Origin of the sequence: Acinetobacter sp. WCHAc060025 (assembly GCF_004209355.1) — a bacterium.
Taxonomy (GTDB): domain Bacteria; phylum Pseudomonadota; class Gammaproteobacteria; order Pseudomonadales; family Moraxellaceae; genus Acinetobacter; species Acinetobacter wuhouensis.
The window spans coordinates 25,205-52,162 of sequence record NZ_SGSX01000005.1 but is presented as its reverse complement, the minus strand read 5'-3'; the positions used below and the strand labels follow the sequence as shown (position 1 = coordinate 52,162).

Annotated in this window: 24 protein-coding genes; 12 read left to right on the top strand and 12 right to left on the bottom strand. The window is 38.3% G+C overall.

All coding sequences use genetic code 11. The features are described 5' to 3' along the window. Positions 1-73: 73 nt before the first annotated feature. Positions 74-2,488, top strand: a complete 2,415-nt coding sequence (locus EXE09_RS05470; protein WP_130116594.1) for a YgiQ family radical SAM protein — start codon at positions 74-76, stop codon at positions 2,486-2,488. 483 nt (positions 2,489-2,971) lie between these two features. Next, the gene (locus EXE09_RS05465) at positions 2,972-3,505 is read left to right on the top strand and encodes a DUF2726 domain-containing protein (RefSeq protein WP_068975624.1); all 534 of its coding nucleotides are present in this window, start codon (positions 2,972-2,974) and stop codon (positions 3,503-3,505) included. A 95-nt stretch (positions 3,506-3,600) separates the two neighbouring features. On the opposite strand, the gene EXE09_RS05460 is transcribed toward EXE09_RS05465, so the two are convergent. From EXE09_RS05460 to argS, 7 genes are all read right to left on the bottom strand, one after another. Beyond that, positions 3,601-3,954 carry a RidA family protein gene (locus tag EXE09_RS05460; RefSeq protein ID WP_068975625.1) on the bottom strand — a complete coding sequence of 118 codons (354 nt, stop codon included), beginning with the start codon at positions 3,952-3,954 and terminating at the stop codon, positions 3,601-3,603. Between the two features lie 79 nt (positions 3,955-4,033). Next, positions 4,034-4,249 carry a hypothetical protein gene (locus tag EXE09_RS18985; protein WP_087552068.1) on the bottom strand — a complete coding sequence of 72 codons (216 nt, stop codon included), beginning with the start codon at positions 4,247-4,249 and terminating at the stop codon, positions 4,034-4,036. 100 nt (positions 4,250-4,349) lie between these two features. Continuing rightward, positions 4,350-5,759, bottom strand: a complete 1,410-nt coding sequence (gene creD / locus EXE09_RS05450) for a cell envelope integrity protein CreD (RefSeq protein ID WP_130116593.1) — start codon at positions 5,757-5,759, stop codon at positions 4,350-4,352. Between the two features lie 141 nt (positions 5,760-5,900). Then, positions 5,901-7,391, bottom strand: a complete 1,491-nt coding sequence (creC, locus tag EXE09_RS05445) for a two-component system sensor histidine kinase CreC (RefSeq protein WP_130116592.1) — start codon at positions 7,389-7,391, stop codon at positions 5,901-5,903. A 3-nt stretch (positions 7,392-7,394) separates the two neighbouring features. Then, positions 7,395-8,132, bottom strand: coding sequence for a two-component system response regulator CreB (gene creB / locus EXE09_RS05440; protein ID WP_130116591.1), 738 nt, complete (start codon positions 8,130-8,132; stop codon positions 7,395-7,397). A 489-nt stretch (positions 8,133-8,621) separates the two neighbouring features. Next, a complete protein-coding gene (locus EXE09_RS05435) occupies positions 8,622-9,215 on the bottom strand; it encodes an SPOR domain-containing protein (RefSeq protein ID WP_068975630.1) in 594 nt (197 codons plus the stop codon). A 242-nt stretch (positions 9,216-9,457) separates the two neighbouring features. Continuing rightward, entirely contained in the window at positions 9,458-11,248 is a 1,791-nt protein-coding gene (gene argS / locus EXE09_RS05430) for an arginine--tRNA ligase (RefSeq protein WP_130116590.1), read from the bottom strand. 282 nt (positions 11,249-11,530) lie between these two features. Between argS and EXE09_RS05425 the strand changes: the two genes are divergently transcribed. Then, positions 11,531-11,803 (top strand): DUF2798 domain-containing protein, encoded by a 273-nt coding sequence (locus EXE09_RS05425; RefSeq protein ID WP_130116589.1) that lies wholly within the window; start codon positions 11,531-11,533, stop codon positions 11,801-11,803. 35 nt (positions 11,804-11,838) lie between these two features. Here EXE09_RS05425 and EXE09_RS05420 read toward each other — a convergent pair whose 3' ends face one another. Next, positions 11,839-12,432, bottom strand: a complete 594-nt coding sequence (locus tag EXE09_RS05420) for a hypothetical protein (protein ID WP_068975633.1) — start codon at positions 12,430-12,432, stop codon at positions 11,839-11,841. Between the two features lie 314 nt (positions 12,433-12,746). Here EXE09_RS05420 and EXE09_RS05415 point away from each other — a divergent pair, with 314 nt between their 5' ends. The 5 genes from EXE09_RS05415 to EXE09_RS05395 all read left to right on the top strand — a co-directional run bounded on the left by EXE09_RS05415 (position 12,747) and on the right by EXE09_RS05395 (position 20,862). Beyond that, the gene (locus tag EXE09_RS05415; protein WP_130116588.1) at positions 12,747-14,444 is read left to right on the top strand and encodes an NAD-dependent malic enzyme; all 1,698 of its coding nucleotides are present in this window, start codon (positions 12,747-12,749) and stop codon (positions 14,442-14,444) included. 158 nt (positions 14,445-14,602) lie between these two features. Beyond that, positions 14,603-17,881, top strand: a complete 3,279-nt coding sequence (locus EXE09_RS05410; protein ID WP_130116587.1) for a type VI secretion system Vgr family protein — start codon at positions 14,603-14,605, stop codon at positions 17,879-17,881. A gap of 20 nt (positions 17,882-17,901) precedes the next feature. Further along, positions 17,902-19,956 carry a LysM peptidoglycan-binding domain-containing protein gene (locus EXE09_RS05405; RefSeq protein ID WP_130116586.1) on the top strand — a complete coding sequence of 685 codons (2,055 nt, stop codon included), beginning with the start codon at positions 17,902-17,904 and terminating at the stop codon, positions 19,954-19,956. 4 nt (positions 19,957-19,960) lie between these two features. Then, positions 19,961-20,380 (top strand): hypothetical protein, encoded by a 420-nt coding sequence (locus EXE09_RS05400; protein ID WP_227542633.1) that lies wholly within the window; start codon positions 19,961-19,963, stop codon positions 20,378-20,380. After that, complete coding sequence (locus EXE09_RS05395; protein ID WP_130113257.1) at positions 20,377-20,862, top strand: hypothetical protein; 486 nt, start codon at positions 20,377-20,379, stop codon at positions 20,860-20,862. Before EXE09_RS05400 ends, EXE09_RS05395 begins: the two co-directional genes overlap by 4 nt. A 38-nt stretch (positions 20,863-20,900) precedes the next feature. Here EXE09_RS05395 and EXE09_RS05390 read toward each other — a convergent pair whose 3' ends face one another. Continuing rightward, entirely contained in the window at positions 20,901-21,821 is a 921-nt protein-coding gene (locus tag EXE09_RS05390) for a Dyp-type peroxidase (protein WP_130116585.1), read from the bottom strand. Positions 21,822-21,982: 161 nt separating this feature from the next. Between EXE09_RS05390 and EXE09_RS05385 the strand changes: the two genes are divergently transcribed. Both EXE09_RS05385 and EXE09_RS05380 read left to right on the top strand, forming a co-directional pair. Then, positions 21,983-22,603 (top strand): LysE family transporter, encoded by a 621-nt coding sequence (locus EXE09_RS05385; protein ID WP_130116584.1) that lies wholly within the window; start codon positions 21,983-21,985, stop codon positions 22,601-22,603. A gap of 27 nt (positions 22,604-22,630) precedes the next feature. Further along, entirely contained in the window at positions 22,631-23,251 is a 621-nt protein-coding gene (locus EXE09_RS05380) for a LysE family translocator (RefSeq protein ID WP_130113259.1), read from the top strand. Positions 23,252-23,261: 10 nt separating this feature from the next. Here EXE09_RS05380 and znuB read toward each other — a convergent pair whose 3' ends face one another. From znuB to EXE09_RS05365, 3 genes are read right to left on the bottom strand one after another with little or no spacing between them, the layout of a single operon-like run. Then, positions 23,262-24,062, bottom strand: coding sequence for a zinc ABC transporter permease subunit ZnuB (znuB, locus tag EXE09_RS05375; RefSeq protein WP_130116583.1), 801 nt, complete (start codon positions 24,060-24,062; stop codon positions 23,262-23,264). A 3-nt stretch (positions 24,063-24,065) separates the two neighbouring features. Then, positions 24,066-24,854 carry a zinc ABC transporter ATP-binding protein ZnuC gene (gene znuC, locus EXE09_RS05370; protein ID WP_130116582.1) on the bottom strand — a complete coding sequence of 263 codons (789 nt, stop codon included), beginning with the start codon at positions 24,852-24,854 and terminating at the stop codon, positions 24,066-24,068. After that, positions 24,827-25,324, bottom strand: coding sequence for a transcriptional repressor (locus EXE09_RS05365; RefSeq protein WP_068975680.1), 498 nt, complete (start codon positions 25,322-25,324; stop codon positions 24,827-24,829). The genes znuC and EXE09_RS05365 overlap by 28 nt, the downstream gene beginning before the upstream one ends. A 138-nt stretch (positions 25,325-25,462) precedes the next feature. Here EXE09_RS05365 and EXE09_RS05360 point away from each other — a divergent pair, with 138 nt between their 5' ends. After that, positions 25,463-26,305 (top strand): metal ABC transporter solute-binding protein, Zn/Mn family, encoded by an 843-nt coding sequence (locus EXE09_RS05360; RefSeq protein ID WP_068975641.1) that lies wholly within the window; start codon positions 25,463-25,465, stop codon positions 26,303-26,305. 171 nt (positions 26,306-26,476) lie between these two features. Further along, positions 26,477-26,869, top strand: a complete 393-nt coding sequence (locus tag EXE09_RS05355; RefSeq protein WP_068975642.1) for an ATP synthase subunit I — start codon at positions 26,477-26,479, stop codon at positions 26,867-26,869. Positions 26,870-26,958: the final 89 nt, after the last annotated feature.

Below are 26,958 nucleotides of genomic sequence, written 5' to 3'. Positions count from 1 at the left end.
CAATTCATGGTAAAATGATCAGCTTTCATCTTAGATCTCTCCCGATCGCCAACCGCCAATCGAGAAATTCAACATGTCGACCGCTTATACTGCTCAGACTGCGCCTACTGCGTTGTTTGATTATGACAAATATTGGGCATCGTGCTTTGAACCAGCACCTTTTTTACCCATGTCACGCGAGGAGATGGATCAGCTCGGTTGGGACAGTTGTGACTTTATTTTAGTCTGTGGTGATGCCTATATTGATCATCCATCGTTTTGTTCAGGCATCATTGGTCGTACTTTGGAAGCGCAAGGTTTCCGTGTCGGTATTATTGCGCAACCTGACTGGACATCGGCTGAAGCATTCAAAGTTTTAGGCAAGCCAAATATTGCCTGGGGTGTGACCGCGGGGAATATGGATTCGATGATCAACCGTTATACGGCTGACCGTAAAATCCGTTCTGATGATGCTTATTCTCCAGACAATCAACCGAATAAACGCCCAGATCGTGCTGCGACGGTGTATTGTCAGCGTTGCCGTGAAGCCTTTCCTGATGTGCCTGTATTACTCGGCGGGATTGAAGCATCTTTGCGTCGTATTGCGCATTATGATTACTGGTCAGACAAAGTCCGTCGCTCAGTATTGATGGATTCTAAAGCCGATCTGTTAATGTACGGAAATGGCGAGCGCTCTATCGTAGAAGTAATGCATCGCCTTGCCAAAGGGCAAAAAATCCATGAAATCACCGATGTTCGTGGTACAGCATTTATTGTCAATAAAAATAACCGTGCTTCAAAAGCACACTTCGTTGAAATTGCATCGAATGATGTTGATTCGATTGGTCGTGTAGATCCAATTATCAACCCCTATGTGATGACTGAAGATCTGGATGGTTGTGAAATTGAACAGGGCAAAGGCAATTCTTTAACGCAGTATCAAAACTTCCAGAAAGAACTGGTTGCCAATCCGATTGTCCGTGAAGGCGACAATCTGGATGAAAATACCCAGATTGTTCAGCTTCAACCTGCATCGAAAGCGATTAAACACAAATTACCGCCACGTGAGTTAGCGGTCATTCGTTTGCCTGCTTTTGAAGAGGTATCACAGGATCCTGTTTTATATGCACATGCCAACCGTATTCTTCATCTTGAAACCAATCCTGGTAATGCACGTGCAATGGTTCAGAACCATGCGGGGCGTGATGTTTGGCTGAATGCACCACCGATTCCATTGACCACTGAAGAAATGGATTATGTGTTTGACTTGCCTTATGCACGTCTGCCACATCCTGCTTATGGTGAAGCACGCTTCCCTGCATTTGACATGATTAAATTCTCTGTGAATATCATGCGTGGTTGTTTTGGTGGTTGTACGTTCTGTTCGATTACAGAGCATGAAGGTCGTATTATTCAGAACCGTTCGGAAGAATCTATTCTGCGTGAAGTGGAAAAAATCCGTGATACCGCACCAGGTTTTACAGGCATCATTTCGGACTTGGGTGGTCCAACGGCAAATATGTACCGTCTGGCGTGTAAAGATCCTGAGATTGAAAAGAACTGTCGTAAACCATCGTGTGTATTCCCAGGTGTGTGTCAAAACTTACATACCGATCATGCACCATTAACTCAGTTATATCGTAAGGCACGTGCATTAAAAGGTATTAAAAAGATTCTGATCGGTTCAGGTCTACGTTATGACCTTGCTGTATTGAATCCTGAATATGTCAAAGAATTGGTACAGCACCATGTCGGTGGTTATTTAAAAATTGCCCCTGAACATACCGAAAAAGGTCCATTGTCGAAGATGATGAAACCAGGTATCGGGACTTATGATCGCTTCAAACAGATGTTTGATCGTTACAGTAAGGAAGCAGGTAAAGAACAGTATTTAATTCCGTACTTTATCGCAGCGCATCCTGGTACGACCGAATATGACATGATGAACCTTGCGATCTGGCTGAAAAAGAATGGTTTCCGTGCCGATCAGGTACAGACCTTCTATCCATCGCCAATGGCAACGGCAACGACCATGTATTACACAGGTAAAAATCCGCTGGCAAAAGTGGCGCGTTATACTGAAAATGTTGACATCGTGAAAGGTGATAAGCGTCGTCGTATTCATAAAGCCTTCCTGCGTTATCATGATCCGAACAACTGGCCTTTGTTACGTGAAACCCTGAAAGAAATGGGTCGTGCCGATCTTATTGGGAACTCGAAACAGCATTTGATTCCGACTTATCAGCCTGCCGGCAGTGCAGATGGTCAATATCAGTCTGCGCGTAAGAAAAATTCAACGGTGGATGGCGATTCACAAAAGCGTAATGGTGAACAGGGGAATCGAACCAAAGCTGCTCAAGGTCAGTCACGTCCATCGAATACCAAAAAGCGTCCTGAACGTGGTCAGATTCTGACGCAACATACAGGGTTACCACCCCGTGAAACAGGTGATAAAAAACCGTTTAGTGGTAACAGCAAAGGAAAGTCTAAGCCGAAGCATAGAGCTTAGGTTTTGAGATAATAGTTGATTGAAAAGGATGCGGAAGCATCCTTTTTATTTTTATAGAATAATCAAATGGATAGTTTGATTAGAAGTAAAATCTCAGTACAAACCTAGATCGATTAATGAATAATCTAATCTGTGGATAAGTCATTGCAAAACTGTTGAAAACTTTAGTACAGAAAAAACACAATAATTTTATGTAAATTGTCGAACAATCATACTAAAGTTACGACAGAGCGTGTTGTATTCCGTATAGAGAAACGGTATAAAAGTACTGAACACATTCATTTTTTTTCAATAATTAGTGAATAAAATGAATGTTGGTTCAAATTATAAATTAAAACCGTGGTTTAGTCGAATATTTAGAATAATGAATATCGATTTTTAGTGAACGATTAAAACATTAAACTGAATGGGAAAGTATCTATAGATACATAAAATTGGTTTTTTAAGAACCATACTATAAAAAAGAAATAAGGAACATCAACAATGGACATGATCATTGTCGCAAGTTTGGTATTACTTGCTATTGTGACTGGCGTTGCTTATAAAGGACTAAAAAATAAGCAACAGACAGATAGTGCTTTACGCAGAAGAGCTGTATTTAACTCGCATGAACAAATGACTTTTACTCGTCTAAAAGAAATATTACCAGAAGCGAATATTCTGGCGCATGTTTCATTTGATGCATTACTCACAACCAAATATTTGCATACACGTCGCAAATATCAGCAAATGTTCGCTGATTTTGTGGTGTTAGATAAAGATTGTAAAGTTTTGGCGGTGATCGCCCTAGACGATGTTAACTCGGTGAAGCGTTCTACAAGCAGTCGGTATGAAGATGCCCTGTTACAATCGGCAGGCTATCGTGTAGTACGTTATATGGGGATTCCAGAATATCAATATTTACGTGAAGATTTTCTTTCAGAGTTTTCCGAGATGAGTCGCCCTCAATTGATGGAAGAGCAGACTATGGGGAAGTTTGATCTTTACGCGAATCGTGATTCACGTGTTTTTGGATAAGTGTTGAGTTCCTATAAATACGCAATAAAAAATGCATGTTTTTACATGCATTTTTTTGCTTTAAAACAAATGAATTGATTCAAATGATTGAACAATTAAGGCTTTACAGCAACGACAGTCAGTTCAACCAACACATTGGGATCATACAGTTTAGCTTCTACACAAGTCCGTGGTAAGGCTTCAATATCAGACACCCAAGCATCCCAAACCTCATTAAACGCAGCATAATCTTTTTCAATGTCTTTTAAATAAATCGTCACTGACATGATATGACTTTTATCTGTGCCTGCATCTGCCAAAAACTGGTCAATAATGTCGAAAGTCTGTTGGGTTTGACCTTTAATGTCTAAGCTAAAATCACTTGCCAATTGACCAGCCAAGTGAACTAAATTTCCTGAAATTGCAATTTCAGAAAAGCGTTTTGCAACATGCAGACGTTGTACAGTCATAATCATTCCCAAATTTTATCTTATGTTCAAGTTTACGTGATCATGCATGATCTGCAAATCTGGTTTTTCAGACTTTGTGTTATGTGTTGGTGAATGTATCAATACGGATCAATATTTTAGATTGAAAAAAAATCAAGCAGTTCTGTTTGGGGCAGATGATCAAATTGCCCAAATTTAAAAATTGAATCTTTGCGCTACGTAATTGATTTAAACAGTACGCAATTGAACATTTTAAAGGGCAAAGTTGTTGGATATTTTCTATGTATTGCTGTTTTTGAATGATGGACATATTCATTTTAAAACCTCTAGATTCAGAGTGATGATTAAAGATTTGATTAGAAAAATGATTGATGCAAAAAGTGGATGGTATGTACCATCCACAGGGGGCGATATGCCTATTGATGAGGTGTGTAAGATTTAAGTTCACGCTCTGGTCGATTGCTGATTTGATACCAGTCGATATGGCGAGTAATGAACATCACGACTGCAAGCACGACAAATGAAATGATTGAGCCGATCAAGAATGTTTTGCCTGAAGACTGCAATAACATGTACATGATGGCATAGAGCGTACTAAGGATGATGCCGAACAGCATTGCAGGTTTAGCACCTTTCATCACAAAGAACAGATACCACGTCATTAACCCCACGCAGGCGATACATGCCACTACATAGGCCCATGCAAAGGCATAATATTCACTGATCGAGAGTAATAGGACAAAGAAGATTCCTTGCGCCATTGCCACCAAAGAATATTGAATCGGGTGGATGCGTAAGCTTTTCAACACTTCAAATAAGAAGAAGCAACCAAAAGTAATGATGATAATGACGATACCGTATTTAATTGCACGGTCTGTTTGAGTGTAGACATTTACTGAATCTAAAAACTCGGTGCTTAAGCCAATTTTTTGATTATTTTCAGATTCATATTCTGCGTTTTTGATGTAATTACCATCACTGAGTTGACGGATACATTCATTGTTTTCACAGTTGATGAGTTTGTTTAAATTCTGATGACCTAGCGCAATATTTTTCCATTGGGCAGTGAATTGTTGATGAGCACTGGTTTTTTCAAGCGGTAGATTTTGCCCTGAATATTTAGCATCGGCCCAATTGCCTTTGGCTTGATAAGTTACACTGCGACTGGTTGGAATGAGAGTAAATTTCCCTAAACCTGCTATTTTTGCATCTAAATCAAAGGCAAAACCATTTTGGATCGCAGAGATTAATTCTGGATGTTTCTGAGCCGAAATGCGCATAAAATCAAAACCAGTGCTGTCATTGCCTTGAGGGCTCATTTCAAAGGCGTAGTTTTTATTGAGCATTTTCAATGTCGGTTGAGTTGCTAAACCACGTGGATCATGGATTGGGAAGAGGATTTCTGCTTTTTCCCATTGGTAGTTTTTATTTTCCAAGGTTGGTTTTTGGAAGATGCCTTTTGCCGTTAAATTGGCTTGGTAACTGATGGCACGGTAAATCGTGCGTTTATACTGATCATTTTTGACATCAAAATTGGATTGCCATTGAGTGCTATCCGCACTGACATACATCCAGTGTTCTTGCGTACATGCATGTGCAACTTTTTGCTCGTCTAGGCAAGTCGTTTGTTCTAAGTAAGGGACACGGACATAAGGTGAGATAATGGTTTGTGGGCTGATATTGTTTTGGGTGATTTCTTGTAGAAATGCTTTTTGGTAGCCTTGTCGTTCGGAAACAAGACTACTGATAAAGAATAAACCCACCCAAAAGAGGGCGACCAAAATCACGATGGCGATGATTTTGAGTGTAAGGAAGCTAGAGCGCATCACTGTTGTCCTGAATGGTTGTTTTTGTCAGGATTGAGTGTGCGAAATTGAAATGTGTTTTGTTTGTGCTAGGTTTGTATTTTCTGTGAAGTTTAGGTGAAGTGTAATATTCTTCACGACAATGGATTTAGAGCAATGGATTTAGGGCAACTGAATATTGACCCTTACGCCTTGCTGATGTGGCTGAATGATTGAAATACTATTTTCCTGAATATTTTCAATCTGAATGTGTCCATGATGTTGTTCAATCACTTGTTTGACGATGCTTAAACCAATGCCTGAACTGCGTTGTTGGCTAATCGGGCGAGGTAGTGAAAAATAAGTATCAAATACTTGAGACAGGGCGTAGTCAGGGATCCATTCTCCCTCATTAAAAATAGTGAGCTCAATATTTTGATCATTTTGAAGATGATGTGAGCGGTGTAGCTGAATCAAAAGTTTGGCTGAGTTTGCAGAGAAATCCAAAGCGTTGTCGATAAGATTGATGATGACTTGCTGAATCCAAAAACGATCTGCATTCATCATACAATCAGGTTCAATATCCAATAAGCATTGAATTTTTTTTGTCTGAATTTGACTGGTGTATTGGTCTAAAACTTGTTGAATCAGTTCAGATAAGTTGAAATTTTGAATCTCGATTTGGTGTTTTGATTTTTCCAAGCGCGTTAATAAAAGCATGTGATCAATCAAACTACGTAGGCGATGACTTTGCTCATGAATATGCGTGGCGAATTGTTGCTGATCATCTAGGGGCAAATCTTCTTTGAGCAGTTCAGCACTGGCTTGAATCGCCGTGAGTGGGCTTTTTAACTCATGCGTGAGCGTATTCACATAATGTTCAACATAGGCGCGATCTTCTAGTCTTTCACGCATATTTTCAACTGCTTGAGCCACAAGATTGAGTTCTTGGGCAGAACGGAAATGTGGGGTTTGATTGACTGGAGCCAGTGCTTGCGCATATTTACGTACACGGTCGATACTATGTTTGAGCCAATAGGCGACCAAACTAGCAAGAAATAAGCTGATTAAAGTAATCCATGCTGCTTGACGGATCAGCTGATTTTCAGCACGTTGAATATAGGGTTGCACGGAAATATTTGGCTTACCAATACTGACCACACCGATGAGTTTATTGTGTTGGTTCACTTGATAATAAATCGGTGCAGCAATAAACATGATGCTGTTACTACTGCCTAAATCATTGCCTTTGACATCATAACTACGCGTGGAACGCACGCCGTATTTTCCTCTCAATGTAAGGTAGACATCATTCCACTGTGAGTAATCTTGTCCTGTTGCAATCCCTTGTGAATCATAGATCACAATGCCTTTTTCATCGGTAATATAAATTTGCTGATTGATCTGATCTTTGTTGTGTTGCCAAATATTGGCATTGAGTTTTCGTTTTAGTGCTTTCTGAATTTTCTCATCAAATTGGGGCGTGCGGACCTTATTTTCATAGACATCTTCAGCCACCAACATAGCGATGATATTGGCATTTTCAGCTAAGGTATCTTCAACCACCTGGCGTACATTGGGTTTAACTTGCTGGTTAAATGTATAAGACATAAACCATAGACCGAGCAGGATAATCAGCCCGAAGAAAAACCAGATACGGATGAAGATAGACATGTTTTAACCCAGCTTTTTCAAGCTATAACCAAAACCACGATGGGTTTCAATCGGGTCTTGTTCAGGTGCAATCTGTTTGAGTTTATTGCGAATACTTTTGATATGCGTATCGACGGTTCGTTCTAAACTGTGCTCAGGATGTTCCCACACATGATCCATCAGTTGTTGTCGGCTAAACACTTGCTCAGGGTGTTGAATCAACAATTTGAGTAAGCGATATTCATAACGGGTCAGTTGAAGTGCAGTATTTAAATATTGGATTTGTAAGGACTCATCATGACATTGCCATGTTTTTGAATCTTGATTTTTATTATTGGAGGATTCAGTGTTGCCAATAAATTGTAAGTTGCTTTGTTGGACTTGATTCTGAATGTCCATTCTACGCCAAATGGCTTTGATACGAGAGACAATTTCTCGTGAACTAAAGGGCTTGGTACAATAGTCATCTGCACCAATTTCCAAACCGACAATACGGTCAATTTCATCATCCCGCGCAGTTAGAAAAAGAAGAGGGGTATGATTGAATTGACGAATTTTTTTACACACTTCAAAGCCATTTAAGTCAGGCAAACCGACATCTAAAATAATAAAATCAAAAGCTTGTTGTTGAATATAATCAATCGCTTGAAGCCCTGTATTTGCCCAAGTCACTTGCCACTCTTCACGTTCAAGTGCATAGCGCAAAGGCATCAGGATTGCAGCATCATCTTCGACACATAAGATCTGTTTTTTATTATTCATCGTGATTTAAACTTTGATTTAAATAAGAGCAACTGCGTTTGAGTGTACTGAAATTGACGTATTTAGGCGAATGATTTAAGTGAAGTTTAGGTGAACTTTTATTGTTTGGGTTTATTGAACAGAATATGAATTTGACAATTTTGCGACAAGTATTGAAAGGGCAGTATACCCATGTGAATTTCTGAGCGCCCTGTAATATTCGGATTTGATCGTCACGCCAATCACAGGACAGCAAATCAAAAGTATTGGTGACTTTTGAGATCTCGGCAAAACATGGGTAATGTAGTGCGTGGAATAGATTACTCTAATTTTGAGCAAATAGGGTTAAGTATTTAGTCGAACAAGGTTTCTTTGGTTGTAAAGTGATCAATGCTCAAGAAGGTTATTGATATTACTTAGCTTATTGTTATTTTAAATTGTGTGTTTAGGTAAATGAGAAATAAAAAAAGATGCCGAAGCATCTTTTATTTTATTCATAGATTCAAAGTATTAGCGTTTCACTACAATTGAATCAATACCGCTGTGTTGCAAGGTTTGTTGCGCGATCACGGCTGCATTTTGCGAGTCATACGGTCCTGAAATCACGCGGTACCACGTTTTCCCACCTTCTGAACTTTGTACCACGTCGGCAGATAGACCATTCAAAATGATTTCAGCACGACGAGCATCAGCCGCATCAGGATCATCATAACTACGAACTTGTAGAATATATTCAGGTTGTACGGGCGCAGTAGGTTCAGCATTGACACCTACATCGACATCATTTGTCTGAGATGGTGCTTCAACAATCACAGGCTGTTGCTGAGTTTGAGTTTCAGGTACAGCTTGTTGTGGGATTGGCGTCACTTGTTGTTGAGGTAGAAGGTCATAGAAACGATAGTCTTTGTTAGTATCTTCTTGATAATGCTCAGAAGTGACTTCATTTCTAGGTTGAACAGGTGCCCAAGGTTTCCAGAGTAGCAAGGCTACGCCAAAACTTAACACGATTAATACGACCACAAGTAAGCCTAACCATTTAGGAATTAATGGTTGTTTCGGCTTTGTCGGTCTTTCAGATACACCGCGTTGCGTTTTTCCAAACACTTGGAACCCTCTTATTCTTTATTTTTAACATCAAGCTAAAGCATAAGTTTGCTTTAGCTTGATGTAAAGTAATGATTTATTACTTTGTTAGACACTTCTGATATTGAGACTTTTAGTCATGCACACATTGCATGCTGACATTGAGCCAAGCTCTCGTCTTGCGAGCATGCAAAACGATGTTTTGCTTACATGCTTTTTACTTCGAGCTCAGCTCTAGTCTTGCGAGTATGTAAAGCGATGCTTTACATACTCTCAGGTGCAGACACACCCAATAACTCAAGACCATTGCGTAAAACTTGCTGTACATTCACAGAAAGCAATAAACGTGCTTGAGTTAAATCAGCATCATCACCTAAAACTTTATTTTCGTTGTACCAACCGTGGAATAACGCAGCCAATTCTTTCAAGTAGTTACCCACTTGATGCGGTTCAAAGTTATTGGCAGCACGAACAACAATTTCAGGATAAGCCGCAAGCTTCGCCAAAATCTCAGTTTCAGCAACAAGGTCTAATTTCGCTGCAAATTGACGAGCATTTGCTGCATCAAATTGAAGACCAGTCGTTGTCGCTTTTTCTAACATACGGCAAATACGCGCATGCGCATATTGGATGTAATACACAGCATTATCTTTGCTTTGTGAAACAGCTAAATCTAAGTCAAAATCAATGTGTTGTTCAGACTTACGCATCACATAGTAGAAACGTGCAGCATCATTACCCACTTCTTTACGAAGATCGCGTAAAGTTACGAATTGACCTGAACGAGATGACATTTGCACCATCTCACCGCCACGCCATAAACTCACGAATTGAACTAATAGTACAGTGAGTTTTTTAGAGTCATAGCCCATTGCATCAATCGCAGCTTTAACACGTGCGATATAACCGTGGTGATCTGAACCCCAAATATCCACAAGGTCAGTATAACCACGTTGTAATTTATTCAAATGGTACGCAATATCAGACGCAAAATAAGTGGTTTGACCATTACGACGTTTTACAACACGGTCTTTTTCATCGCCAAATTCAGTTGATTTGAACCAAATATTGCCGTCTTTTTCGTATAAGAAACCACGTTGGTCAAGCGTTTGTAATGCTTCATCAATTTTGTCAGTCAGTGATTCTTCACTGAACCATTGATTGAAGGTTACACCAAACTCACCAAGGTCATCTTTAATATCATCAAGAATGGCTTTTAAAGCAGCTTGTAGGAATACACGATAACCTGCGCCAATCAAAGTTTGAGAATTAAAAATCAAACCATCAATATGCTTTTCTTTATCGCCTGACAGAACCACTTTGTTACCATCGGCATTCAATTCTTCAGCGTATTGAACATCTTCAGGCACGTCTTTATAGACATCAGCAACAGGGCGTACATAAGCGTCGCCATCTTTGTCGATAATGCTTTGTGCGATTTCTTTAACATAATCGCCTTGATAGGCATTTTTAGGGAAAACTAAAGTTTGACCTGTCAATTCTAAATAACGTAAGTAAGTTGAAGTCGCGAGGATGTCCATTTGGCGACCTGCGTCATTGACATAATATTCACGGTCAACTTTAGCACCTGTTGCTTCTAGTAAGTTTGCAACAGTCATACCATACGCTGCACCACGACCATGACCCACATGCAGGCTTGAAGTCGGGTTTGCAGAAACAAATTCAACTTGAATTTTCTTCGCAGCATTGGCTTGGGTTTTACCAAACTGGTCTTTTTGTGCTTGGATTTGATCAAGTACAGTAAAGCGTTGATCTGCATTTAAAAAGAAGTTGATAAATCCAGGACCCGCAATTTCAGCTTTAGCAATATCAACCACTTCTGGCAGATTTGCTAAAATTTTCTCAGCAAGATCACGTGGCTTCATACCCGCAACTTTTGCACCCATCATGGCAATGTTAGAAGCGAAATCGCCGTGGCTTCGGTCTTTAGTTCGCGTTAAAACACTTGTGTTTTTCCAGTCAGATGGAAGAGTCCCTTCAGCTTGTAGGGATTGCACTGCATGATCGAGAGCTGCTTGTATGGCCGTATTCATAATCTATAGAGAAATAAATGTCGCAGAAAAACGGTAAATATAGCAAATTTTGAGCCTTTTAGGTGAATGCATTTGTATAGAATAAAACTTATTCGATTAGAAAAATGTACTTACTCGACATTTTGCTAGATCGTGTAGTGATTTATAGAGAAGTGAATCACTTCTAGAATGATTAATTGATGAAAATAGACGAGATAAATCGTGTGGGATGGGGCAAGAAATTTGTTTGTCAGCCCGAATTGTTAAGGCTAAAATTGACGAAAATTTTTTCATGAAAGCATGATGTCAAATACACCTCCCACGATTATCGGCAATATCCCAAAACTTCCTGCGAAATTCGCCACATGGATCATGCCATTCTTCTTGTCCTGTGTAATGAGTGGCATGGTGTCACTGATTAATATGCTGATCAATGTCGGTTTGATTGATGGCTTTTTTATCAAATGGTTTTCTGCATGGATGGTGTCGTGGGCTGTGGCATATCCCGTAGTGCTATTCGTTTTACCTTTGGTTCGACGTTTAACTGCTGTATTTGTAGATATGCCGAAAAATTGATTTCTATCCATCTATTTTTGGCTATTCGCCCATTTTTAATTACAGGTCACAGGTTTTTCTAATAACTCTGCTTTACCATTGGCAAAAGTATAAAGTTTTGCATTATTAAATACTTTAATGCTTTTGGCTTTACTTAATGCGGTTTTAAAAGTCGGCATTTTTTTCGCATTGACCAAGTCAAAAGGATTGCCATAGTTTTTATTGTCGATCAAAAACTGGACTTGACCTGCTTCTGGATCATGCGCTTTTAAAAGTTCTTTGCCATCTTTGTCTTCAATACTAAAACTGGTTTTCTGTGTTGTAATTTTACAATTCAGACGTAAATATAAAATATTTCCATCTGTTGATTTATTCTGAAGTGTATAAATGCCTTGGAGATCATTTTCAATATAGACCCATTGACCTGTCGGCATATTGATTTTCATTTGTTCCAATTTTTCTAATGTCGCTTTACTGACATCAACTACGCCTTTTTTATCAATTTCAGGAATTTTTGCTTCACCTAAACCGACAAGACTTTTTACTTTTTCTGTGGTTTTAGAGACACCAGAAGATACTTTTTTAGCAGTTTGGCAACCAGTACATGCGATGACAGTGCTTAAAAGAAGAATAGGTAGTTTTACATTCATTGTTATAAGTTATGAGATTATTATCTTGCAGACAAAATAAATCTAAAGTTAAAAAAAAGCAATCATTGGTAAATATTGCTAACAAATCTATATAAGATTCAATAGATTTTAAATGAGAGGTGAGCTACAAACTGAAATTAAAAGCAACAATAAAATTAAACTGAGCAGAATTTATCATTTTGTAAAATACTTGGAATATCATTATCACGTATCTAAATACCAATTCATCCTAAAATAGGCTTAAGCTAGTACCCGACCAAAGTCTTAGTTTAGTAAAAGAGAGAAGCACAGCGATTGCTTCGATGAGAATGGAAATGCCAACGGAAACCTCGAAAAAATATCCTTTATATATTCATTATGCTGGCAATGCCTTGCTAGAACTACCATTACTCAATAAAGGTTCAGCCTTCACAGAAGAAGAGCGTACCCAATTTAACTTACACGGTTTAATCCCTCATGTGATCGAAAACATCGAAGAACAGAGTCAACGCTCATATCAACAGTACTGTTCTTTTAGTGAAGCGATCAATAAACATATTTATTTACGAAATATCCAAGACACCAATGAAACATTGTTTTATCACCTGATTGAAAATCATTTGAGTGAAATGATGCCGATTATTTATACACCAACTGTGGGTGAAGCATGTCAGCGTTTTTCAGACATCTATCGTCGTCATCGTGGGGTATTCTTATCTTATCCAGATCGTAAATATATCGATGAAATCATTCACAATGTAAACCGCAAAAACGTCAAAGTCGTGGTGATTACCGATGGCGAACGTATCCTTGGTTTGGGTGACCAAGGGATTGGTGGGATGGGTATTCCAATCGGTAAATTATCGCTGTATACCGCGTGCGGTGGGATTAGCCCAGCTTATACGCTACCGATTACCATTGATGTCGGAACCAATAATCAGCAATTACTTAACGATCCGATTTACCTCGGATGGTCTGAGCCGCGCATCAGTGGTGATGAATATTATGAATTTGTTGATGAAGTGATTGCTGCGGTGAAGCGTCGCTGGCCGAAAGCTTTGATTCAATTTGAAGATTTTGCACAAAAAAATGCGATGCCTTTACTTGAAAAATATCGAGATCAGATTTGTTGTTTCAATGATGATATTCAGGGTACAGCAGCGGTATGTGTTGGGACTTTGATTGCAGCAAGTCGTGCAGCGGGTAAACAGCTTAAAGATCAAAAAGTTGCCTTTTTAGGTGCAGGCTCGGCAGGTTGTGGTATTGCAGAACAAATCATTGCGCAAATGGTTTCAGAAGGTTTAACTGATGCTGAAGCACGTGCGCAAGTCTTTATGGTCGATCGTTTTGGTTTAATTACTGAAAATCAGCCGAATCTGTTAGATTTTCAACGTAAATTGGCACAAAAGTCTGAAGATGTCGCGCATTGGGGCAATGCCGAAGAAATTATTTCCCTGCTAGATGTTGTGAAAAATGCCAAACCAACAGTATTGATCGGTGTATCAGGTCAACCAGGTTTATTCACTGAAGAAATCATCAAAACTATGGCGCAGAATTGTGAATATCCAATAGTGTTGCCTTTGTCGAATCCAACTTCTCGTGTAGAAGCTGTCCCTGCGGATATTATCCAATGGACTGAAGGTAAGGCTTTGATTGCGACAGGTAGTCCATTTACCCCAGTGAATTATCATGGTCAAACCTTTAATATTTCACAGTGCAATAACTCGTATATTTTCCCAGGAATTGGTTTGGGTGTTGTGGCATCGAATGCAACTCGCATCACGGATAATATGCTCATGGCATCAAGTTCTGCGTTGGCAGATTGTTCACCGAAGTTAAAAGACATCCAAGCAGATTTATTGCCTGATTTAAATGAACTGCAAAAAGTGTCTAAAATCATTGCTTTCAAAGTTGCTAAAGCTGCAATTGAAGATGGTGTTGCACCATTAATTACAGATGAACAGTTGCATGAAAGCATTGAAAAGAACTTCTGGAAACCAGAATATCGTGATTATAAGCGAGTTCCTTTTTAATCATGCATTTAATTTGAAATGAAGAAAATGAGATCTTAAATAGATCTCATTTTTTATGTTTGATTTTTCTAAAAATAAAAAATTTAACAATTTTAAGCTTTCCTTTGATTCTTCATTGTTTAAAATAACTTCATAAAAATTAACTATTCATCATTAAAATGTTAAAAAATATTAATAACTTACTTGAAAGCTTCGGCTTAAGTATGCAGAAACGTGTCATTCATGTGCAGTTTTCCAATCAGAATTTAAATAGCAATGTATTTTTACAATGCATTCAAGGTCAGCACATTATCAATCAAGGCTTAAAAGCTGAGTTATTGTGTTTATCGACCAATGCGCATATTCCGTTAAAGCAATTCATTGGTTGCCAAGTTGCAGTCGATCAGGTCACTGATTTTGGTGAGTTATATCGTACGACAGGAATTATCACAGGGGCGAGTCAAGGGCAGAGCGATGGTGCATTGACGGTGTATAAGCTGACACTTGAGGATGCTTCTACACTTTGGCATAAGCGTCGCAATAGCCGTGTGTTTATGAATAAGAGCGTGCTTGAAATTAGCGAGATATTATTCAAAGAATGGCAAGCTAAAAGTGTTTTATTTGCTTCGAGTTTAAGTCTAAATACCAGTGGTTTAAAGAAAGATTACGATGTGCGTCCCTTTGTCATGCAGGCCAATGAAACGGATTATGATTTTTTAACACGACTTTGGCGTAGTGAAGGGATAAATTGGTTGGTCGATGAAGTGGCTAGAGTTGTTCCAATTTCAGCGACTCAAATTCAAGCGCAGAAATTACGCTTGATTGATGATAATTCACAATATGAAGCGATGCCAAGACGCAGTATTCGTTTTCATCGTAGTCATGCGACGGAACGCTTTGATACCATTACCAATTTGATCGCTCAACGTTCAATTCAGTCGACTGCTATTCAAGTGCAACGCTGGCAAGCGGATAGTTTATCGCAAGATCAAGGTGAAAGTTCGCTGAGTAATCACACTCATAGTGATCAACAAGATAATGAAACCTTAAGTTTGGAACAAGCATGGACTATTAGCCCAGCTTGGACCAGTGATTTAAAGGGCGAAGACCAAACGACTGCATCAAGTTCGGCACAGATTGAAAAGCTCAACAATCAACTTACGCAATACCAGGAATTGCAGTCTAAATATTTCACTGCGACCAGTTCAGTGCGTGATGCACAAGTCGGTTATTGGTTTGAACTCAAAGAGCATCCTGAAATTGATCAACACGAAGGTTCAGATCGCGAATTTTTGATTTTAGGCAAAACTTTTTATAATCAAAATAATTTACCTAAAGAATTACAAGATCAGCTCTCTAAAATTTTAAATTTAAGCTATTGGAATCATTTAATTAAAGATCAACGTCAAGCCAATGAATTGTCTTTAGTTCGTCGAGGGATTTCGATTGTTCCTGAATATAATCCTTTAGACCATCGCCCATCGGCTTTCCCACAACGTGCCAAAGTCGTTGGACCTCAAGGCGAAACGATCTATGTGGATCAATGGGGGCGCATCAAAGTTCGTTTCCTCTTTACCCGTACCGATGATAACGCCCATGATGGTGGCGCAGGCTCTAATGACAATGATACGGATTCAGCTTGGGTAGATGTATTGACCTCATGGGCAGGCGAGGGCTATGGAACACGCTTCCACCCACGTATTGGTGAAATTGTCGTCATCGACTTTTTTGATGGCAATGTAGACCGTCCATTTGTGATGGGACGTTTGCATGAAGCTGAACGTCATCAAACCATGTTCGATGTCAAAGGGCAACTTCCTGATACCAAAAAACTCAGTGGTATTCGTTCTTCTGAGGTTGGCGGTTCAGGTTTTAACCAACTTCGTTTCGATGATACGACAGGGCAAATCAGTGCTCAGTTGCAAAGTAGCCATGCAGCGACACAGTTAAACTTGGGCAATTTAAGTCACCCCAAAGATAAAGAAACCAGTAATGGTCGTGGTGAAGGTTTTGAACTGAGAACAGATGCTTATGGTGCAATGCGTGCAGGTAAAGGGATGCTGATTACCACCTATGCACAGGAAAATGCAATCGCAGATCATCTTGAAGCGGCACAGGCACAGTCCTTGCTCAATCAAGGTGCTGAAAGCATGAAAGCGTTAAGTACAATTGCTGTTAAGCAACAAACAGATTCTTTAAATGTCATCAATCGTCTACCAAAACTGATCAATTCTTTAGAACTAAAAGGTGCAAATGAAGCATTACAAGCAACCGTAGGTTTGTTTAAAAATGCGATTAGCTCTGACCCTATTTCTGCGCTGAAAAGTAGTGGTGATTTCATTGATGATATTAAAAGCTTTGGTAAAGACACTCAAAATATTGTCAGTGAATTTAAAGACTTTTTTGATGATGCAAAAGAATCTGTCGAAAATTTAAAAGACTTTATTGAAAATATTGAAGAGCACGGTTCGGATATTTTAAAAGGAAAATTATCTAGCTTTAAAGACATAAAAGACAAGTTTGATTCTAATCCACTCGAAGCTTTAAAGGATGTTGGTAAAGTCTTGGGTAATGTTGAAATTAAAGATTTTGATTTAACCAGTGTGTGCGGATCGTTTGGTAAGGGTAGTAAGTTGGATGTCAATCCAATGCAAGCTTTAAGCTCTTTACAAGGTTTTATGGAAGGTTATACCCAAGGTCTTGAAACCAGTAGTGATGATAAAAAACAAGAACAAGGTAAAATTTTCCGTCAAGCATTGATGCTATTGGCTTCTCCAAACGGTATTGCTTTAACCACACCTGAAGACATTATTTTACAAGCTTCGCAAGACATTGCTGAGAGTTCTGGTGCTTCGATTAATTTAAGTGCGCAGAAGAATATTGTGGCACATGCACAAGATAAATTGAGTTTGTTTGCTGCACAAAAAGGGTTAAGTGCTTATGCAGCAAAAGGTCCGTTAAAAGTTCAGGCTCAGGATGATTTGGTGGAAATCATTGCCAAGAAAGTGATTAAGCTGATTTCGACGGAAGATAAGATTGAGTTGACCAGCACCAAAGAGATTGATTTAAAAGCAGGTGGTACTCAGCTTGTTGTTAATGGTAGCGGTGTCTTTATTAAAACGGGTGGTTTGTTTGAAGTGAAGAGTGGGCAACAGGTGTTTACGAGTGGGGTTAAAGTGCCTTATGAAGTTCCTCAGCTACCAAATAATGTGATGTATAGTAATAAGTTGGATGTTTATGATTTGTTCTGGGATTTTGATTTACCAAATTTATCTTATGTAGCTAAGTTTAAAGATGGAAGAATCTCAAGTGGTTCATTAGATGAAAATGGTCGAACTGCACGAATTGGTTCTGACTCTTCTGAGCCAGCAGAAGTATTTGTAGATACTAATACTGACTGGGCAGTAGAAATTGAAGAAGATGATTCAGAGGTTGAATCTGAAAATCAAAACATTTAATAAAAATAAGGCAAAAGAAAATGAATACAGCATTAAAAGATAAATTATACAATATTACTTTTACTTTACATGATTTAACACATAAGCCAATTCCAAATTTATATTATGAAATTAAAAATGGTAAAGAGTTAGTAAAAAAGGGTAATACGAATGGACAAGGGGAAATTTCTCTTAAATATGTTGGAGGAAATACGTTAACTGTTTTTGTTCGTAAAGATATTGATAAAACTATGAAGAAAATTGGTGAAATACATACACCAAGTAAAAATATAAAAGTAAAGCTTATTAGTCCAAAAATGAAGTTTGATGTGACTTTATTGCCACATCAAGAGCAAGGTAAATATTGGAGAGGGACATATAAAGTTAAGAGTGGTGATACACTTTCTAAAATTGCAGAAGAACATCATACAACGGTTTCTGCTCTATTGGCTTTAAACCCAAATATTAAGTCTCCTAATAAAATTTATCAAAAACAAGAAATAGACATTGTAGAGGGAAATGCTGATGCAATAATAAAATTAGACGAAAACTCAACTGTGAAAGTTCCACCAGTGAAGAAAACGGGTACAGTTGCTCTAGATCGTAAAAATAAGTCTTCAGGTTCGAAGTCCTCAGCTTCAACAGATACAAAAAGTAAAACTACCGAGCAGAAAACTGCAAATACTCAACCTCAACCTCAACCTCAACCTCAACCTCAACCTCAACCTCAACCTCAACCTCAGGCAATAGAACCTAAAAAAGAACAAACACCACCTGCTTCACCTCAGCAAAAAACTGTACCGCCTCCACCTCAAAAAATTGAAGTGCAACAGGAACATAATGAAGATAAAAAACCAGTTGCTGTAGCAAGCTTAAGTGGGTGTGTATGTAAGGATTATGGAATAGCATGGGGAAAAAGTGGAAAGTTTGTAAATTGTGAATTTAGAAAAAAGGTTATTCAAATTTGTAAGGACATGTGGCCAAATGATATTAAAAATATGGCGAATAATTTGATGGCATGTATGCACTTGGAAACTGGAGGATCATTTAGTCCAGCTCAACCTAATGGTTTGGGCTATTATGGTTTAATTCAATTTGGTCCAGATGTTCGTACAGACCTAAAAATTTCAGTAAAAACGCTTACAAATATGTCTGCTGTTCAGCAATTAGACCTTGTAAAAAAACATTTTATGAAAGCAAATCGTCATAAGTTGATGAAATCATTAACAGATATGTATTTGTATATAAATTATCCAAGACCATTGCTGGCAGGTAAAAACAAGCCTGATGATATTGTATATGAGGGTGGAGGGAAAACTAGTCCTTATCATGCAAACCCTTCTTTCATGAAAGAGAAAGGAGAATATCAAAATGTTTTTGCATACAGAACTAAGAAAGATGGTAGTTTTAAAACAGATAAAAATGGGAATAAAATTCCAATAAGAGGGTTTGATGATGGTAAAACTTATGTATGGGAAGTAACTGAGGAAATTAATAAGCATCTTACACAAGGGTTAGATGCTAAAAATTTAGAAACAAACTTTGCATGTTCTATAAAGAAAACAGAAACAGCAAAAGGCTTATGCCCTGATTGTCATAAGAATCATGTTGATTTAAGTGGATCTGTTGATTGGATTTCTCAATTTACACAACCAAGACCGAATGTTGCTTGTGCAAGAACTTGCGTACTGATTTTAAAAAAGAGTGGTTTAAGTTCAACTGCTGGTTCCTCTACAAAGTTATTCCAGGTTGCATTAGAAAATTCGGTTCATAATGCTATTAATCCAACAAATGATTTTCAAAATGGATTGAATTATTTAGATAAAGAGCTTGATGCAGGTCATCCTGTTATGGTGGGCGTGGATCATAAGCTAAACTATGGTTACAATGAAAACACAACTGATCATTTTATAGTAGTTATTGGTAGAGGTTGTGAGAATGGAAAAAATTATTATCGTTTTTATGATGTAGGAACTAGACATAAAGATAAAGGGGCAAGTGAAACTAATAAACTTTACATAACTAATGGTTTTTTACGTGGTAAAACTGCTTACAATGGCAGTACTTATACAATGACACAAGTTAGAAGAAATTAATGACATGAAAGATAAGATTTTGGTTAGTTTATTAGGTTTAATATTATCTTTTTTTGTAACCTCAGCATTTGCATTAGTTCCTCCTGGTGATTATGTGATGGTTGAAAAGAAAAAAGATAAATTTGTTAGATTATGTCAAGCTGAAACAACGAACGAGATTGAAAATATAGTTTTGACAAAGAATCATTTATATTTAGGCTTGCCAGAGAAAACTGATTATTTAATTTTAAAAAAAACAAATAATTCTTTATTTGTCCGTAATGAATTTAATGTAAATTATATTTATAAAATAAAAAAACTGAATAATGGTAATGTTTATCAATGGGATGCTTACGAAGGTCGTAGAAGGATGGATGATTTATCTTTTTATGCGGTGGATAAGAATGATATAGGTAAATTTAAAACAGAAGGGAAATGTCAGTGAAAAAAAATTATTTAATTTTATTGTTACTTTTCCCAACTTTATCATTTGGTAATATTGTTGATACTTTTTTTGATCAATTTAAAGCTAAATCTAATTATTACATTTATAAAGATAAACAGTCTAAATGGAACTATGACTGTTTAGTTTATGCAAATATGACAAAGAAAGGATTAAATATTAATACTGTTAATTTTGATAAAAAAAAGAAATCTATCCAATTTACTTTTGATTCGCCAGATCATCCATTTTATAAAGTCAGCAAGATTAAAAAAATTGATAATAATCATTATAAAGTTGTCTTTTATGATGAAGATGGTGGTATTAATTTTAATTTTGACGTAGCTTTAAAAAATAATGGTATTTCTGAATGGGATTATCATGATGCAACTGAAGAATCTGATAACTTTATAGATCGTGGTTTTACATTGATAAGTTTTGATAGTACACCAAAATTTCAAATTATTAATAAATGTAAGCTATAAAGTAAAAGGCTTTAGAAAATACTAAAGCCCTTTTATGATTACCCTTCCAAAACCTCTTCCAACAAATGCTCACTTGGCGCAAAGAAATAAGCCCCATCAACAGCAGTGACAAAATGAAGAAGACGGTCATGAATCCCATCACCGCTAGTACCAAACATACGCACTAACATTTGATCAATACGCGTTAAATCTTTGGTATATGCAAGAAAGAACAAACCTTGCTCACCTTGACCATCACCATAAGGAAGAGAATGACGTAAGATTTCAAGCTCTTCACCTTCATCATCTTCGATCACAGCACGGGCAACATGCGCATTATCAGGTTTCACATCATCATCAAGCTCAATACTTTCTAACTTAGTACGACCAATCACATGCTCTTGCGCATCAACTTTTAAATGTTTCCATTTATCTAAATCATGTACATAACGTTGAGCAAAGACAAACGAACCTTTTGCAAAAATTCCAGCATCGTCACCTAACAAAGCCACATCATCACGATCATCAGGGAATTGAGGGTTTTCAGTCCCATCAATAAAACCCGTTAAATCACGACCATCCAAATAACGGAAACAAACACGTTCATCCAAAACTTCAACTTGATTTTGGATGCCATTAAAAAAAGATTGGCTCATAGCAAAACACAGATCAGCACGTGCCGAGGCAATGTGAATAAATACATCCGCTGGAACGACTGGCATTTCAAAAGAACCCTGAATCGGTTCAAGTTGTTTAAAACCAGCAGGGGATTGATCATACAGCTTCGCCCAAAGTTCAGGACCAAAAGCGACAGAAGTCTTAATTTCAGCATCAGGATGTTGTGTGATTAAACGATCGCGAGTGCTAAATAAAGCATTGAGTTGTTCTTTTAAGCCATCAATAGACAGATCTTTTAAATTAATAACAATAAAACGCGCATGGTTTGAAGGTAATGGCAGAATTACAGATTGGGCTGTCATATGCTGATGGCTCCTCAATTATTTTTTATCCAAAGCTTATTGTGCATGATCAAGTGAGAACAGCATAGACAAGACTTATACTTTTTAACAATTAAATTAATCGAAAAATATCGATTTAAAAAAGCTATAATTAAACTTTGAAAATCTCCTCTTCTGTTGTTATGTCATATCAAGTTTGGTTTGCCTATATGTTGGCGTGTTGGGTGATTAGTATTTCACCTGGCGCAGGTGCAATCGCGTCAATGTCGAGTGGTTTAAACTATGGTTTCCGCCGTGGCTATTGGAATGCGATTGGGCTTCAATTGGCACTTTTGGTGCAAATCATGGTGGTTGCGGCTGGGGTGGGGGTATTATTTGCGACCACGCCAATTGCATTTCTATTCGTGAAATGGTTTGGTGTCTTATATCTCTTATATTTGGCGTATTTACAATGGACAGCGAAAACACAATCGATTGATATCCAAGCTGAACAACCCACTAAATCTATCCCAAAACTGATTTTAAATGGTTTTATTGTCAATATCAGTAACCCCAAAGCAATTGTATTTTTACTGGCAGTTTTGCCGCAATTTTTAGATTTATCAAAACCGCAATGGATTCAATATGTGATTATGGCGACCACCATGGTGACGATTGATTTGATCGTGATGGCTGGTTATACGGGCTTGGCAGCGAAAGTATTAAGACTGCTCAAATCACCAAAGCAGCAGAAATATATGAACCGTACCTTTGCTGTGTTATTTAGCTGTGCAGCTGGTTTGTTGAGTTTGGTACATCAGTAGTTTGATTGAAAAATCTGAGGGCAATGTTTGAATTATCTTGAACTGTATCTTTACGTCATCACCGTCATTATCATGATTGCGACACCTGGACCTGTGATGATCTTGGTGGCGAGCGCGGGTTTAAAAGGTGGTTATCGCAAAGCTTTGCAAACCATTATTGGTACAAACTTAGCTTCATTGGTGTTGATCGCTGCGTCAATTTTGATTTTAAAAGGTATGTTTAGTGTTAATGAAACATTATTCCTGATCATTAAAATTCTTGGCTGTTTTTATATTGCCTATTTGGGTTATGACATACTCAAAGATGTTTCTTCTCAGAAGAATGATCAAGCTGAAACTGTATTATCACCAGTTGATGGCGGTGTGGTTAAAGGTTTCTTAGTTGGCATTTCAAATCCCAAAGATATTATTTTCTTCTCGTCTTTCTTCCCTCAATTTATCGGGATTCATGCAAATATCAATATTAGTTTGGCGATTTTGGTAATTGCATGGATTATTTTGGATTTTCTAACATTGTCTTTGGTTTATTTGTCTTTTAACAAGTTAGCCAAAAGTAAACTTTATGCAAAAGTATTGGGCTTGTGTGGCGTGATTCTTATTGTGATTGCAGTGTATGGTTTGTATGTTTCATTGAAAAGTCTGATTTAGTGGCTTCAGATCAAGCCACTTTTTTAATTTTTTGAGAAATAAAGACAATGGCAAATAAAATCGACATGGTTAAAACAATACTTAAACCTGTTGAGATATTCAAAGCTGCGCTAGACCATAAGCCGACAGTCACACCGACTTGGGCAATGATAAAGGCACCTATCACCATTTGTTTAGGTGAATGAGCGATTAAACGTGCTGCGAGGGCAGGAATCACTAATAAAGCACCCATTAACAATGAACCCACTGCACGTAAGGCTAATACAGTAAATAACGCCAATAACAACATAAAAATTAAGCGTTGCCATTTGGCATTGACACCTTCACTGACAGCAATATCAGGATCAATGGCAATTTGAACCTGTGCTTGCCAGTAGTGATAGAGCACAGCTAATGCACCGACAATGACTGCTGCAAATATTGGTAAATCAGACCATTCAATAGTCAATAGATCACCAAATAAATAACTCAATAATTCAGGGCGTAATGCGGGTAAATGTTGGATTAGTAACAAACCTGAACAGAGCAGGGTCGCAGCACAAAGTGCCAGTAAGGCATCATTCGGCAAACGAGGATCATGCAATACCCACAGTACAGCCACCAAAAGTACAGCAGTGAAAGTCACACCAACCCACAGTGGTAGGCTCAAAACAGCAGCTAAAGCCACGCCAAGCAAAGTCCCATGTGCCATGGTATCGGCAAAGAAAGACATTCTGCGCCAAAGCATTAAACAACCCAGTGGTGCAGTGAGAAACACCAACAGTGTTCCCATGATCCATGCAGGTAGGAGGAGTTCTAACCATTCCATCATGGCTTAAGCTTCCGGTTCTGGGTGAATGTGGGGATGCGAACCATGTTCACAGGTTTTTGCTGAGTCGCCATGCGCACAATGATCATGATGATGCTGATATGGAACACGACTGGTGCCAAACAAAGCTTGATATTCAGGATGTTGCTGAATGCTATCGGGCAAACCGCTACAACAAATATGCTTATTTAAGCATACAACGCGTTGTGTACCTTGCATGACCCATTGTAAATCATGTGACACAATTAAAATCGAGCAACCATAACGTTCAGGCAAACTGCGAACATATTCATATAGCTCTGCTTCAGATTGAATATCTAAGCCTTGCATTGGTTCATCTAAGACCAGAACATTGGGTTGGCGTAATAAAGCACGAGCTAACAATACCCGTTGTCGTTCACCACCTGAAAGTTGTTGAACTTTAGAATGTTCTAATTTGGCAATGCCAGTATCACGAATGATTTCAGCCTTAATCGCTTTATCACATTTTTCTAAATCAAGCAGGTCTTTGACACGAAGTGGTAGGCTGTGTGATGGATTAAATTTTTGTGGGACATAGGCAAGCTTTAAATTTTTTGCACCCACAATTTTTCCTGAATTGGGTTTTAAAATGCCCAATAATACTTTAATCAGTGTTGATTTACCCGCACCATTCGGCCCAATCAACGTGACAATTTCTTTTTCTTGCAGTGAAAAATCAACATTTTTCAAAATGTCGCGTTCATCGATTCGAACATTGATCTGTTGCAGTTGAACGAGAGGGGAGTTCACGCTTTGTTCGAGCACTGCTGACATATTCCTGAAATCTCAATAATACTATGATGTGGCTTGAAGTGATCTGAAGCGGCTAAATCATCCAACTCTTGGATTAAGCCTTTTGCAGAAGCTTCTTTAACTGTATGACATTCAGTACAAATTAAAAAAGCCGCTTGATGTCCCTCACGTGGGTGACAACAAGGAATATAAGCATTGATTGACGTTAAACGGTGAATAAAACCTTTTTCCAATAAAAAGTCTAAGGTGCGATAAACCGTTGGTGGGGCAGCAGGGCGCTCTGCAGAACCTTTCATTTTTGCCAAAAGATCATAGGCACCCATCGGGCCTGTCGCATTTAAAATCAACTCAAGCACTTCTTTACGTAAGGGCGTAAGTCGTGCGCCTGAGGTTGCACAAAGGTTCTCTGCTTCTGATAGGCGAGTTTCAACATTGAGATGATCGTGTACGCCATGCAAAGTATCATGGTGCTCGTGTGAACATAAGCTCATATCAGACCTCAAGACTTCTTGTTTGAATGAAAGGGGATTGCGAATCTTAACATGAAGCACGATCAAGTTACGAATGGCATAGGCATTTTTTAGCATTTGTTATATTATAACATGAATCTTATTTGGTAATACATTTCAATGAAACGCATCATTGCCTTTTGCTTAACTGCATTATTGGCGAATCTTGCTTGGGCTCAAGCACCTTTAGTCGTCTCTACACATCCGATTTACCTCATCGCAAAGTCGATTACCCAAGGTGTGGAAGAACCTGTTTTACTTTTAGGAAATCAGTCGGGGCATGACGTACAGCTCACTCCTGATAATCGTAAAACCATCATGGATGCTTCCTTGGTCATTTGGCTTGGTAAAGAGCATGAAGCGCCTTTAGAAAGAGTCTTGGCAAATAATGCAAAAGCGATTTCTATTCTCAACTCAGGCATTATCCAAGCTTTGCCATTGCGTAGCACACGTGGCATTGCTTTAAAAGACACCATGGATACTCATGTTTGGCTAGATCCAAATAATGCGGTGCGCATTGGCTTCTTTATTGCCGCTTTGCGTTCACAACAGCATCCAGAAAATAAAACAGCGTATTGGAATAATGCCAAAAAATTTGCCAATGAGATGTTGCTTGTTTCGCAAAAATACATAGGCGTAGGTACAGTACGACCTTATTGGGCATATCATGATGCATATCAATATTTAGAGCGTTCTTTGAACTTGAAATTTGCGGGGGCAATGACCGATGATCCTCATGTGGCACCAACGGTAACACAAATTAAATATATGAATGACACGCGCCCTTACAAAAAAATGTGCTTATTGGCAGAAGCCAGTACCAGTCCAAGTCAGTACCGTAAATTGGGTGAAATTACCTTTCAATCGGTAGATGAGTCATTGGCAAAACAACAAGATTTTGTGGTTGCTTGGCGGACTTTGGCACAAGAAACACAAGCTTGTGTACTTAATGCACGAAAATGATGCAAAAAATAATCAACAATCGTACATATGAAAAGCACCATGAATATCGAAAAAAACACGACTAAGGTCGGGAAAAGATTGCATGTTCAGGGGTGTAACTCTATAATGCCTGCGATTAAAAACGATCATCAGCTAAACTTGTCAAGCATATATGCTGTGAGTGGATAAAAAATGAGCCCAACTAGTCGCATGATTGACCGACGATTAGCAAAAGCTTTGGTCTATTTGCAAGCAATAATGATTCCTGTTTCAGCCTTGATAGCGTGGGTCTTGAAAGACTCGACTGCGGCTTTGAGTGCAGCATTAGGTGCGTTCATTTGTTGGCTTGCCAGTTGTTATTTTTCATGGCAGTCGTTTCGAGCAGCAGGCGCACGTGCTTCAAAACAGGTTCTTTCGAACATGTACCGAGGCATGATGGGCAAATTTGCAATTGTGATCGTTGGATTCATTTTAATTTTAAGCAATGTCCAGCCGTTATCCCCGGTGGCTTTGTTTTGTGGTTTTATACTTGTACAAGCCATGACGTGGATCGCTCCTTTTTGGGCAACCCGTTTACAAAAATGAGTATAAACACAGCAAAAATTGAAAAGTTTTTCAGGAATAGGCGAGATATCAAGCAGCACGCGATATTCGTTTTATTCTATTAGTTTTTT